10 protein-coding genes are annotated in these 13283 nt (G+C 55.7%); all 10 read right to left on the bottom strand.

Annotation, left to right across the window (positions count from 1 at the left end):
• Window positions 1-5 precede the first annotated feature (5 nt).
• Window positions 6-776, bottom strand: a complete 771-nt coding sequence (locus KGP22_RS22540) for a hypothetical protein (protein ID WP_223582653.1) — start codon at window positions 774-776, stop codon at window positions 6-8.
• The gene (locus KGP22_RS22535) at window positions 769-2790 is read right to left on the bottom strand and encodes a lipase family protein (protein WP_223582651.1); all 2022 of its coding nucleotides are present in this window, start codon (window positions 2788-2790) and stop codon (window positions 769-771) included. The genes KGP22_RS22540 and KGP22_RS22535 overlap by 8 nt, the downstream gene beginning before the upstream one ends.
• A 1-nt stretch (window position 2791) precedes the next feature.
• Window positions 2792-5332: a type VI secretion system Vgr family protein gene (gene vgrG / locus KGP22_RS22530; RefSeq protein ID WP_223582650.1), complete on the bottom strand. Its 2541-nt coding sequence runs from the start codon at window positions 5330-5332 to the stop codon at window positions 2792-2794.
• A gap of 79 nt (window positions 5333-5411) precedes the next feature.
• Window positions 5412-5639, bottom strand: coding sequence for a hypothetical protein (locus KGP22_RS22525; RefSeq protein WP_223582649.1), 228 nt, complete (start codon window positions 5637-5639; stop codon window positions 5412-5414).
• Between the two features lie 111 nt (window positions 5640-5750).
• Complete coding sequence (locus tag KGP22_RS22520) at window positions 5751-6242, bottom strand: DUF2778 domain-containing protein (protein ID WP_223582648.1); 492 nt, start codon at window positions 6240-6242, stop codon at window positions 5751-5753.
• A 1-nt stretch (window position 6243) separates the two neighbouring features.
• Window positions 6244-8892 carry a type VI secretion system ATPase TssH gene (gene tssH / locus KGP22_RS22515; protein ID WP_223582647.1) on the bottom strand — a complete coding sequence of 883 codons (2649 nt, stop codon included), beginning with the start codon at window positions 8890-8892 and terminating at the stop codon, window positions 6244-6246.
• 176 nt (window positions 8893-9068) lie between these two features.
• Entirely contained in the window at window positions 9069-9560 is a 492-nt protein-coding gene (gene hcp / locus KGP22_RS22510; protein ID WP_123061171.1) for a type VI secretion system effector Hcp, read from the bottom strand.
• A gap of 4 nt (window positions 9561-9564) precedes the next feature.
• Window positions 9565-11280 (bottom strand): OmpA family protein, encoded by a 1716-nt coding sequence (locus KGP22_RS22505; protein ID WP_223582646.1) that lies wholly within the window; start codon window positions 11278-11280, stop codon window positions 9565-9567.
• A gap of 3 nt (window positions 11281-11283) precedes the next feature.
• On the bottom strand, window positions 11284-11937 hold the full coding sequence (tssL, locus tag KGP22_RS22500) for a type VI secretion system protein TssL, short form (protein WP_223582645.1): 654 nt from the start codon (window positions 11935-11937) through the stop codon (window positions 11284-11286).
• Window positions 11934-13271 (bottom strand): type VI secretion system baseplate subunit TssK, encoded by a 1338-nt coding sequence (tssK, locus tag KGP22_RS22495; protein ID WP_223582644.1) that lies wholly within the window; start codon window positions 13269-13271, stop codon window positions 11934-11936. Before tssK ends, tssL begins: the two co-directional genes overlap by 4 nt.
• Window positions 13272-13283: the final 12 nt, after the last annotated feature.

The following is a 13283-nucleotide window of genomic DNA, read 5'->3' as shown; positions in this document are numbered from 1 at the left end:
AACAATCAATTGATTTTCATCTTGTCAACTTTATCAAAATCAGGGAAGAGAGTTTTTTCAGGAGCAACACTTCCGTCCGGATAAATTATCTTGGAGTACACACCATCGATTTTTTTTTCTGGCTCTATATACTTAACAACTTTCATCTCATCAATTTCAGGGTGAAAATAAATATTACTAAATTCAGACACTCTATAAGAAAGGAAATTGTTTTTCCCTAACAGAGAAAGTGATTTTGTTTTCTCTGCTATTTTCCTTTCTCGAATATATGGATAATATTTAGGTGAAATATTTAAGTCACCTGTAGAGAAGGTGAATTGGCCATTACGCGAAGCATCATTATCAAAAGCAAGCGTCACACCTACCGCTGTACCGGGTACAAGATCTTTGCCAAGGTGTGTTGCGTCTATATACTCGATACCTAAATTGACCGCACTCAGGGTCCATTTACACGAGCCACCGCCAGTCATAGCAACTTTTGCTTTCCAGATATCCCCGCCCTCTTGCTGCATGGGGATACCAATAACGTTATAGCTTGGCTCCGTGATAACTGAGCCATCAAATCCACTGATTCTCTTTTTCATGCATTCATACGAGATGTATCTGACCTCAAGCGGAAACGGTTTCGTATACTGAGACGGATTTTTTACTTCAATATTGACCCATTTTGTATCTGCCGGTGGAGATAACGTTTTATTTACGGCCCGACTTATGCTGCAACCCGCCGAGGAAAACAACACCAGGGAAAGCAGAATAATTTTTGCTTGATTATACATTTTCCATCACCTCTTCTCCGTATTGAGCAAACCGCAAAAGCGTATCGTTGCCAGACGGCATGGACAACGTAGGGGAAAGCGATACGCCAAGCAGCCCTTCTATACCCAGAAAGATGTTATTTCTTGCTAACTCTTTCTCTGGTATGGCATTTTTATTTTCTTCCATCTGCTCCCTGAATGAATCAACGTTATAACGATGCTCAGTAAAGGTACGCTTTTCCACTATCCCGGCATTATCAATAAGTTCTAACACTTTGTTATACATATAGGGCATGTATGAGGTCGTAAAGTGATCAAAAAAATTTAAATTTACGCCTCTGTCCGGATTACTGCCTCTGGGGAAAAAGTCATTTAGATCTACCTGCGTTAATGACGCTTTAAACTCTTTTTGCTGCTGGCCAGCCTGCTGCATCTCCTGTTCCGCCAGCGCAGGCACCAGGTAAAGCTTAGCCTTAAGAGGAAGTGAACTTCTGATAGGAATACACCCTGCCGGCGTTGGCAGGTCTCTCTTACACTCTTTCCACTCCCTGCTCTGGGTGACGGTGAGAAAGGCCACCGTATTACCGTGGTGCCAGAAGCAGTCTCCCCAGGCAACCATCTGGTAAGCGAGAAGTTCACCCACTGACCAGAAAAAGCCCAGTGTACCGCCAAGCCATCCCCAGAGTTTGTATAGTTCATTATCCAGATTGGCCTCCGCAGGTACGGCTGGAATCGGATCGTTATCATTAACATGGCGGAAATGGGTAATCTCCGATAATTGCATTACGGCATCGCGGGTAAAAGTTCGCGGCATTCCATAGGTGTAAAGTATCGGGTTATAGTCCTTCAGTTTTGCTGCATGAATTAATGCCAGTGCGCCACCTAAACTATGCCCACAGATAAACAACTTAAGATTTGCCAGCAGATCTTTTAATGTTTCGACTTCCTCTTTAAATTTCTTATCAACGCGACTATAACCACTCCAGAACCCGGTATGCACTTTTCCAGCAGGTAGTAAGCCAGTACATTGCGTTTTATCTTTATCACAGACTTCAGAACTTACCGGCCTGAACGCAAGATCCGTCCCCACATCAAACAAGCTGGCCGTTCCGCGCCAGGCAACGATCACCTTATTCGCGTTATAAACATAATAAAGCTGCGTATCTCCATCTGCCTCGGTTGCAGCAGTATCGCCCCCTGTCTGTGCTGTTGCCTGTGAATCCTTCTTATCCACCTTAGGCGAAGTATCCCGTGAGGTATCCATAAACACGGGGGGATAATACCGATCGCTGAAGGGAATATCCTGTACCAGAGTATTCCATGCAGAGCCGTCTTTATAAAGCTGAGGCAAGCGGGAAAGATCCTGACACTGGTTAATAAAAAAGCGCGTGATTGAAACCGTATCCAGAGTGCTGTCATCTGCATAAGCAAGCGTTGCTGCTGCCCCAAGGTTAATTCCATTCGCAATGGAATAATCCTTTTGATGATGCAGAACAAGCTCCCAGGCCCTGAAGGGGCATATTTCAATCACATGGCGTTTTTCAAGTTCATTTGTACGGATTTTAATTCCCTTAAATGCTGTTTTTGCAGGGAAGTGATATGCGGGCAACATTTCTCCGGATCTTAATTCCAGGTTTGGGGAACTCTGGCAGAGCTCTCCCACTACCGCATAGTGCCAGATATAGTCCTTCCCTTCTGCCCCAGGACGAACAACAGAATCATTTTCCGCATCCCTGCTAACACGCAAGGCGCGTTTTTCCATTTCCGTTACCAGCTGATTACTGTCTAAAGTCAGTCTCAGCTCCAGACCGTGCGGCATGTCGACCCTGATTAGCCCGTCTGCATCGCTGTGACCAGAATAAGTGAATCCCTCTACTAGCCCGGAAACCGGATGGGCACTTTCCACAGTCCATGGCATATTCGCGACAGGAGCATTCTGTTCATCTACAAGCTGAATTTCTACCCAATATGGCATCTGCTCTTCGCATGGAGCATGGGGGTTTTTACGGCAGAGTGAGGATACAGCTGTAGTCATTTTATTCGCCCTCCTGGCTATCGGCAATATTTCGCGGATATTCGATTTTTAACTGCGATGGCATAGACGTAAATACTGGAGAAGTCTCTCCTTCTGCACCGGAAATGCCCTCATAAACCTCCCCTTCAGCCGTTGTAATTTTATATGTGGTGAAAGGCTTTACTGCTCCGCTGGCAGATGATGTTGTGATAAACCCTTCACTGTACCCTTTTGGGAAAGTCACTGGTGGTGTATCTAAGCTGGCGGGGCCCGTCTGATTAACATTGGCCGCTTTCAGCAAAATATTCCCCGGACATCCCAGTTCAATATTCCCGCCGCTAAGCTTTATATAAGCACCACCGCAACTTAAAATCAGTTCCTTGCTGGCATTTACCTTCACGCTCCCCTGACCACTGGCGACAGTGATGTCCATTAATGCTGAGACATTCATGGCATCAGCTTGAGCCTGAATATCAACCTTACCTGCCCCTGCATACATTTTCATTCCTGCAGCCTGTGCAAACAAACTTACAGCCTCGCTTGCCGCTACAGTGAACGATTGCCCGGTGCTGATATCCGTGTTTTTACCTGACATGAGGCCTATACTTGCTCCGCCTGAAGCAAGCCGGACAGCCTCAGGACTCAGAATACCTATACCAGCAGGTGCACTGGCCAGCATTCCTGGCATTTTCAGATATTTCAGTGAACTGTTAAGCGTCTTTTGGCTGTCGATATCGGATACCGTTGCCTTCGCTCCTTTCGCCGCTGCCTGGAGGCTTCTTGCCAGCGTGAGTGCCTGCTCCAGTTGTTCTACAGCCCTGTCCATTTCAAGCATTTTACTGCCGACGTCAGGCTGAGCATCTGCAGTAAGCAGAATGCCCTTACCACCACGAATGCTGACCCAGTCGTTAGTGCGCAACTCTGCCCCTTCACCACGAAGAACCCTGGAAGCATTGACGTTGTGCCCTAAATTCAGTTGGGTCTTACCCCCGTATTCGGTACTGAGCTTAATGTGCTCTTCGCCGCGCTTGTCCTCCATCCTCAGTTTGTTCAGGCCAGCTGTGCGGATAACATTGCGCGTGCTGTTGGCCTCCGTAACATGGTCGACGTGGCGGGAGTCGTGGAGGGCATGGGCTATATACGGCCTGTCCGGGTCACCCTCATGGAACGCAATGGCGACTTCAGTACCCTGTATCAGCGGAAAGTGGAAGCCGTACTTGTCACCTCCGTAAGGTTTGGCAAAGCGCACCGGCATGCTTTCCATGCCCTGCTTTTTGTCATCACGGTCGGCATCAAATTTCACCCGGTACATGCCGGATGCATCCTGCCAGGCGTAGATGTCGTTATCTCTGGCACTGGTGACACGCGCCATCAGGGTGCCGCTGACCACCGGACGCTTTTTCGCGGCTGGACGCCAGCAGCGGTTCTCGTAGTACGGCATAGCCGCCCATTCCACCTTCAGCGCGTTCTGACGGCTGGCGGAGTACCCCGCGCTGATGATGACAAGACCGTTTTCGGTTTCTCGCGGCAGCGTCGGCGGGATAGCAGTTTCGGTAATGGTCAGCACCTGGGCCGGACCCAGGGTATGGTCGGTACTGCTGCCAGTTACAGTGGTCTGGGTGGAAAGGTAGCGTTCATGCTCCAGGCGCGCCCAGAAGTTACCTGTTTCCGCTGCGGGGTTAATTTTGTCGCCACGTTCAGGGTGACGCGGGCGATAATGGTAAACATCGCCGTAGGTGTTCCCTTCCCCGTCCCCGCGGGTCATGTCCGCCGGCACGGACGTCAGGACGTTCTGGGCTTCGCGGTGGTTGTAATCGCTGGCGGTGACCGAGCGCTCCACGACGTTATGCCGCACGTGCACGTCCCACACCGAGTCGGCCGCATTGTCATTCGCCCCTGACGGGCTGTTCAGCGGGAGTTTTTTACCAAACGTCCACGCGCTCTGCTTGTCCGCAAAGTGCACCACTTCGGTCTGGGTGTCAGGCTGCAGGGTGAAGAAATAAAAAATACCCACCTCCGCCAGCAGGCGTTCGATGAAGGCGAGGTCGTTTTCCTGATACTGGTTAATCTGCTCACGCTTCGGATAGTCGGCTTTGAGGGTAAACTCAAACTCCCATCCTTTCAGGCCATGCTCCGTGAGCACCTCTGCAACCACTTCCGGCACCGACTTGTTGACGAAAAAGCGATGAGTGCGGAACTGATTCCCCAGCAACGCCAGAAACGGCTCCAGCACGATGCAGTACTTCGCTTCATCCGCGGAGCCACCGGTACGCTCGAAACGGGTCACCACCCCGTGAACCACCTTGCGCTCCGTCAGGGAAAGCAAATTGCCCGCGCCCATGGTCAGGGTCGCCGGCTTGCTCAGCATCTGGCGGGCATCAATGTTCTTGTCGGCACTGGTGAAGTTGATGGTGTAGCTGTAAAGCTTGCTCATCGCTTCTGAACCACTGAAGTCCTCCACGTCGATATCGGCCGTGCAGGAAGGGATATCGAGGCGGTAGCGATTCAGGGCTTTTCCGGTGACGGTGGCCACCATCGTGTTCAGGGTATCCGTCAGGCTCATGGCGTTGACTCCATTGTGTATTCGGTTATTCCGTCAGGGCTGGCGCGGGCCAGCATCGGTCAGAGAAGAAGAAAACGGACTATTTATTCAGACGATTGCGCAGCCAGTGGAGCAGGGTCAGCAGGAGATATGCTCCGACACCGCTCAGCAGGGCTTTTATCAGGATGACCGTCATCGCAAGATTATCCATCCCCTCTTCACCGTCACCCGACACCGGAAGATGGTTAATGACAAAATCGCCAAGACTGCCATCGGGAAGGAAGAACGACCCGAGCAACGCCAGGACCAGTACGAGCAGGATTTTCATTCTGCGCTCTCCGTGCGTTTCTTCAGGGCCTGTTGTGCACGATGCCTGTCAGCGTCTTCCTTTTCCCTGACCTCTGCCTCGCACTGGCTGAAATCAGGGTTACCACACACATCAATACGGGCCCGGGTCATCAGGCCGTTGCACCCCGGCACCGGAAAGCCCCCCCCGGTTCGGTAACAGGCGGCGCAGATGCTGAAAATCGCTGTAGCGTCTCAGGGTGATACAGCCCCGGGAGACGCCGGTACCATCGCTGTTCAGGGGGTGAAGACGAAAACCGATCCGGTTGAGACCGTTCACATTCAGGCTGTCTTTTTTGGTTTTATCGCTGAACAGGACAAACCATTCAGAATGATGATTCCGGTGACCATGCCGCGCATCGATCACTTCTGCACGAACCCGGTTGTAGAGACTGCCGGCGGGCCTGTCGGTCACCCAGCATGTACCGGGGGGAATAGCCGCTTTCTCATGGTCGGCACAGTCAGGGTTATTGATATAGCGCTCAGTCCCCGACAGCACTTCAAACGTCCCGATGCCGTAGCATTTCAGGTACGCCGTTTTGCCATCCGCCGACAGGTTGCCGTAATCCATCATGCAAATCTGCATTTCAGCCTCCGTGCGCCTCATTAAACGCCAGTACAATCCCTTCTTCATCATTCCAGCCGAGCGTCAGGGAGCGTGGTTTTTGTTTCGCGGCCATGTGGATCAGCAGCTGCTGACTCAGCACCGGCAGAATTTGCTGGCTGAGCAGGCTGTCGACATTGCGCGCACCGGTATCCGGCAGCAGGCAGGCGGCGGTCAGCGCGTCATACAGGCTCTCATCTATCTGCGTGGTCAGGCCGTAGTGACGGTTCAGTCGCCTGCTGACCTGTGCGAGTTTCATCTCCACGATGGTGCGCATAGCCGCTTCCGCCAGAGGACGGTAAATCACGGTCTGGAAACGCGCCAGCAGCGCCGGCTGGAAGTGGTCGCGCAATATCGGGCGCAGCAGTTCGTGCAGGTCGGCTTCGCTGGCCTCCGGCTGTTCGTCAAGCAGCTGCATCAGGTGGTCGCTGCCGAGGTTGGAGGTCATCAGGATAACGGTGTTGCGGAAGTCGATTTCACGCCCTTCACCGTCGCGCATAAAGCCGCGGTCGAAGACCTGGTAGAACAGGTTCATCACGTCGCGGTGCGCTTTCTCCACTTCATCCAGCAGCACCACGCTGTAAGGGCGTTTGCGCACCGCTTCGGTGAGAATGCCGCCCTGACCGTAGCCGACGTAGCCCGGCGGCGAGCCTTTCAGCTGCGACACCGTGTGCGGCTCCTGGTACTCCGACAGGTTGATGATGATGAGTGACTTCTCACCGCCGTACAGCACGTCCGCCAGCGCCAGCGCGGTTTCGGTCTTACCGGTGCCGCTCGGGCCAACCAGCAGGAACACGCCCTGCGGACCATTCCCGGACGTCAGCCCGGTCTTCGCCGCGCGCAGGCGCCGGGCGATAGCCTCAAGGGACACATTCTGCCCGACGACACGCTGGCCGATTTCACTTTCCAGGGTCAGCAGCTCAGTCTGCTCATCTTTCATCAGGGAAGAGAGCGGCACGCCCGTCCAGTCGGCAATCACGTTGGCAACCGTGCGGGTGTCCACATCCACCTGAACCAGCACGTCTCCCTGCTGTGCCTGTTCGAGCTGCTGCTGCAGGCCGGAAATCTCAGCCTGATTGCTGATGTCCTGGCGGCTGGCCATCAGCTGCTGCGCCAGCGCTTTTTCGTTGCTGAAACGCGCTTCCTGCTCCGCAATACGCGCTTCCAGTTCAGTCCGCTGCTGCTCAATGGCACCCAGGCGGTCACCATGGCGGTTGCTGCCGGCGGCGATATCTTCCAGCAGCGCCTGTTCTTCCAGTTCCAGCGCGGTCAATTGTGCTTTCAGGCGCACAATCTGTTCCGGCACCGTATCAAGGCTCATACGCACGCGCGCGGCGGCGGTATCCAGCAAATCAACGGCCTTGTCCGGCAGCTGGCGGCCCGTCAGGTAGCGGCGCGACAGGGTGACAGCGGCTTTGACCGCATCGTCAGTAATATGCACGTTGTGGTGTTCGGCGTAGCGGGATTTCAGGCCTCTGAGCATCAGGCACGCCGTCTCATCGTCCGGCTCGTCCACCTTCACCATCTGGAAGCGGCGCTCCAGCGCGGCGTCACGCTCAAAATACTGCTTGTATTCAGACCAGGTCGTCGCGGCAATGGTGCGCAGTTCGCCGCGCGCCAGCGCCGGTTTCAGCAGGTTGGCCGCATCCGCGCCACCCGCCTGATTGCCAGCCCCGATAATGGTGTGGGCTTCGTCGATAAACAGTAAAATCGGCACCGGTGACTGCTGCACCGCGTCGATGACGTTTTTCAGGCGCTGTTCGAACTCGCCTTTCACACCTGCGCCCGCCTGCAACAGGCCGAGGTCAAGGGTACGCAGGATGACTGGCCTGAGCGATTCAGGCACGTTGCCCTCTGCAATACGCAGCGCCAGGCCTTCAACCAGCGCGGTTTTACCCACGCCGGGTTCACCGACAAGGATTGGGTTATTTTTACGGCGACGCGAGAGAATGTCCACCATCTGGCGGATTTCATTATCACGGCCGAATACCGGGTCAATCCTGCCCTCTTTCGCTTTGGCCGTAACGTCGAGGGTGAATTTATCCAGCGCGTTCTGCAGCGCCGGGGTCAGTTCGCCCTCTTTCAGCTCTGCACCGACCGGGCGGTCAACAAACTCCACGTCACCACCGTGATTCAGCGCCAGCTCTTCTTCGTGCTGCACTTCCGGGCGCTCGTCAGACTGCGCATCCAGTAACGGGCGCAGGCGGGACAGCTGGCTCATCCCGAGCGTCAGCAGTGGCCACAGGCCGTCGCAGTGAGGGAGTCGTGGGTTTTCCGTCAGCGCCATCAGCAGGTGTACGCTGCGGATACTGTCCTCTCCGGCAAGTGAGGCCTGCATCCAGGCTTCCTGCATTAGCGTCTGAATGCTGTCTGAAAGCTGCGGGCGACGGCGAACAGAGCGGGGAAGTGAATCCAGCCAGCTGAGCAAATCCTGCCACAGCGCATCCATATCCCACTCGTAGCGGCGTGCCAGCACCGTCAGGTCACCTTCCCCCTGTTCGAGCAGCTTCAGCAGCCAGTGCTCCGGCAAAATTTCCGCATGGGCGCGGGTCTGACAGAGTGACGCGGCCCCTTCCATCGCACGGGCACAGTAAGGGTTCAGACGTCGCAGCAGGATGGCTGGATTTTCCATGACTCTCTCTCTTTGTCGGTTCCTGGACACGCTACCGCCCCTCGCTGTTTCCCGTGAAGGAGACCAAAGCGCATACGGTCGGGCTGGCAGATTGTGGGTTTCTTTGCTCAACGCCCGGACGGGCAGACGTTCAGCAAAGACAAAAAAGCGGACAGAGGGGTCTGTCCGCTTGTGACTTACGCGGTGGCGCGTTCGTTCCAGGAATCGGAATGAATGATGTTGCCGTCCTTGTAGGTCCAGGTGATTTTTTCGTAACGCAGCTCGATCTGCTCGAGGTGGTTGTGCTTCTCGAAAGAAGGATCCTTGACGTCGTGCATCACCGGATTTACTTTCACCACTTTTACGTTCTCAAGCTTAGTGTTGAAGTATTCAACTTCCTGGCCCGCGTCGTTGATTTTGTACCACCTGAATTCCGCAGACTTCAGGGTCTGACCGGTGGTCACAGCCTTGTACAGGTACGGGCTGGACGAGTCGATTTCCTTGGTAAACAGGAACGGCGTGTGGATACGAGTACCGGTCAGCTTGCCGGTGTTGTTATCGGTCGGGATGTACAGGTTATGCTTCTGCGCCACCACTTCGATGCTGCCTTCACGATCCTGAACGTCAACAGAACCTTTAATGTCCGCGCCGCCGTCGTCTTTCAGCCAGAGATAAACAGGAATTGCCATGGAATTACTCTCCATTGTGTTGTGATGCGCCATCATCCTGCGATGACGCTGAGGGTTGGCCCGGTATCTGGCAGGCATTCGCCTGCGGTACCAGACTGATTTCGACACGGCGGTTGAGCGCGCGCCCATCCGGGGTGTCATTGGTTGCGATCGGACGGCTCTCGCCATAGCCCTGAACCGCAAAACAGCTTTCCGGCACGTCACCGGTATCACGCATCCAGTTGCGCACCGCTTCGGCACGTTTCAGGGACAACGTCTGGTTCAGTTGCGGATTGCCGGTGTTATCGGTATGCCCGGACACGACAATCAGCCAGCCCGGCTTCGCCTTCACGCCGACCAGAGAATTGACCAGCATTCTGGTCGAGCCGGCTTTCAGCACCGATTTGCCCGAATCAAACAGCGACATACTGTCGAGACGGATGGTTTTCGGGCCCTGAATGATTTTCCTGATGACCGGTGGCGGAGGGGCCCAGTCGCTGACGGCGGCCTCAACAGGAGGTGCCAGGCGCAACCCCTGATACAGCCCCAGGCGATAACGCAGTGGCTCCCCGCGACGCGCCCAGTCGTCCAGCAATGCGCCATCGGCTCTGAGGCGCTGCTGTGCGCGCAGTTTAGGGGCAACAGGCTTGCCCGTCAGCTGGTGATATAACGCAAGGTGATCGCCAACATTACGAATGAGACGCTGGTTGTTCATCCAGGACGCCAGCATGGCAAGTGCCAGGAAAATCCCGCCCAGTAACCCGGCGTAACGCCAGAATATCATTCTGCGGCTGACGCCCCGTCGGCGCGGCAGCGCCGGCAGCAGCAGTTCAGGCAACGGTAGTGGTTCGGTGCTCACAACGGCATCCGGTGGCAGCGCCGTCACGGTGGTGATGTACTGCTGCCAGAGATTGCCCTCGATACCGCTCACCGGCACCATGCAAATGCCCTGCACACAGGGCTTCATCACCGGCAGTTCGCACTGGCGCACCGACAGCAGGTCATTGACTGCGCTGTTCTGCCAGGCAAGCAGGCTGTCCAGCCACAGCCCCTGACTCAGGCGCGAAAGACACCCGTCAGATCCACTATCCCGGGTCCACTCTGTCAGTGACATATTGCCCTGACCGGGCTGATACACCTGAATGCCGCTTCGCGGGCTGACCGTGGTAAACCAGACGGGTTCAGCTTCCGCGCAGGCCACAGGAGGCGATACCCAGGTCACGGTCCACAGCGGTGGGATCGTGCCAAATGCTGCGCGGCACTGGACGACAGCACGCTGCCAGCCCCGCAGAGACTGGGTAAAATCATCGCCGGATTTATACTGCTCAGGTACCACCGCCAGCATGACGGAGATTTGCGATACCAGGGCCGGGCGCATCAGGCTCATGTGCTGTGCCAGGAGGGGAAGCTGTTCCGCATCCTTCACCCACAGATACCAGCCCTGCCGGGTTTCCAGGTGAAGGGAACCGGAGACAAACAACGGAGCGTTGTCGCCACAAACGAGGATCACCGCCCCCTGAAAATCTTCCGACGGCAGGTTTTCATCCACAATTTCCCGGACAGCGGTCGCATGCACCTGCGCAGCCCGTCGCTGACGCCAGAACATCATCCCGGACACCAGAACAACCAGCAGACTGAGTGCCACACGGCTACCCGTGGACAGAGGCCAGAATCCCAGAATGAGCCACAGTGCCAGCACGGCCCCCAGGGCAGTTAACAGACTTCGGTACGCATCCCGCATCGCTTACCCCGGCCTGATGGTCTGGCTTACCAGGTCGGAAAGCGAAGATGAAAGGAAAAACCATAGTGCCACCAGGGCGACAGCGGCCACGACCCAGCTCAGCCAGTACCAGCAACGGCCGCTGCGCAGACGTGATGCCCGGGCAACAATGGGAGCGTCCTGGGCAAGCGTAAAGGCCGGCACCCGTTCCGCGAGCGCACGAACGATATCTTCCCGGTGCTCATCATCCTGGGCGCGATATTGCCCCACAAACCCCAGCTGCAGGGCCCGGTACATGCAGGTCAGGACAGCGGCGTCAGGAGCAGTTTCTTTCAGAAGGTTGCGGATCCGCTCCCACAGCTCTTCGCCGGCATTGAGGGTGCCAAAGAAGTGTGCCTGCAGCGGATCACGGCGCCAGGTCAGGTAACCATCATCGGTGGTTCCCCGGTTCATCACGCTTTCATCAAGCAGTGCACACAGGGCATACACCATATGGTCACGACTGATGTCGCTGTAACCTGCCTCCGTAAGCGCCCCTTTTGCCTCCTGCACCAGACGACAGGCCCGGCGATAGAGCCCCTCCCCGTCCCGGACTTCCTGACCGCCCCGCAGCTGACTGGCCATCAGCCAGCCAGGGTAGAAAATACGTTCAATCTGACTGAGTTCGGATTTATTCATGAGCGCAGCACCGCAAAGAGTTCAAGACTCACATCCCCCAGTGAGCGTGGGGTGTAGAAGGTGCAGCTGCCCATTTCAAGCATTGCGCGAGCCGCCTCACTACTCAGATCCAGCGAGAAATACTGGTTCTCAAGACGTAGAGGAATGGCTGCCGGAACATGACTGACAGGTTTGAGGGTCATCCCACTCAGAGCCACATTCACCACCTCCGAAACATCCTCAAAACTGCCCGCCTTACACAGCTGCGGGAATTTCGTCTGAAGTTCATGGTTCGGCATGGAGGAGCGTACCGAGAGCCAGAAGTCTGCCCCTTCGCGCAGGCGCGCATCGTGCAGGGCACCTTTCCAGATTTGGTCGTGATGCTCCAGTTGAATGCTGACCACGCGCGATGGCAGACTGGCTTCCAGTAGTTTGTCCAGCAGTGCCAGCAACGGCGGGAATACCTGTTCAGGGGCATCATGCAGGTAAGCCGGAATGTCCCCGGCGTCATGCTCCAGAGAGAACGTCAGCAGACTGCCGGCAAGACGGGTCAGTTCGCGATACAGGATTTCCGGGTGACGATCGGGTGTCTGTAGCAGTTCTGTCAGCACCGGTTCAGCGCTGTTCAGGGCATTCAGCAGCCAGAACAGGGAGACATCCGCGACAGCAAAGTCTGCCATCCGCTCATTGCTTTCACGACGCATGGCCATCAGGCGACGGCGGCGGGCCTGCAGACGAACCAGCAGGTCACTCAGTTCAGTGGTCAGCGACGGGCTTGCAGAAACGGAAAGCATTGGCGGTATAAAGGCCGGGTCCCGGCTCCACTGCCCCTGTGCATTACGCACCAGACGGGCTACCGGGCAGGTCAGGTATGCCGTGTTTTCCTGGCTGGACAGACGCAGGGTCAGCGCATGATGCAGGATCGCGAGTTCCCCGCTTTCATGCCCGGCCAGTTCCTGCACCACCACACGTTCCGCTTTCCAGCGACGCGGACGTTCACTGTCCTGGCCATTATCCAGGTTGCCGCCGCTGGCACTGAGCAGCGGCAGCGCGACAACCACATCAACCGCTTCACTGCCGGCGGCAACTGATAAATCACAGACCGGAGGAAGCGTGTCTGCCAGGTCGGTATCCACAAGGGTACCATCCTGAAAGCGCACCACCAGACGGGTTGCGTTCAGGCGCGAGAGCGCCAGTGCGGCGTCATCAAATTCTGCCACAACCACGCCCCAGGGATGAGAAATACCCATCCGGGCGACCATGTCGGCAACGTGTTCACTCCAGCGGGCCTGCTGCTGGAACTGTTGCGGGGCCAGAGCGGCCCCATCCTCCCAAAGTGGGCGGTAAATTTTCATCCCTGATTTCCC

This window comes from Enterobacter sp. JBIWA005 (assembly GCF_019968805.1).
In the GTDB taxonomy this organism is placed as follows: Bacteria; Pseudomonadota; Gammaproteobacteria; order Enterobacterales; family Enterobacteriaceae; genus Enterobacter; species Enterobacter vonholyi.
This window is presented reverse-complemented; position numbering and strand designations above follow the sequence as displayed.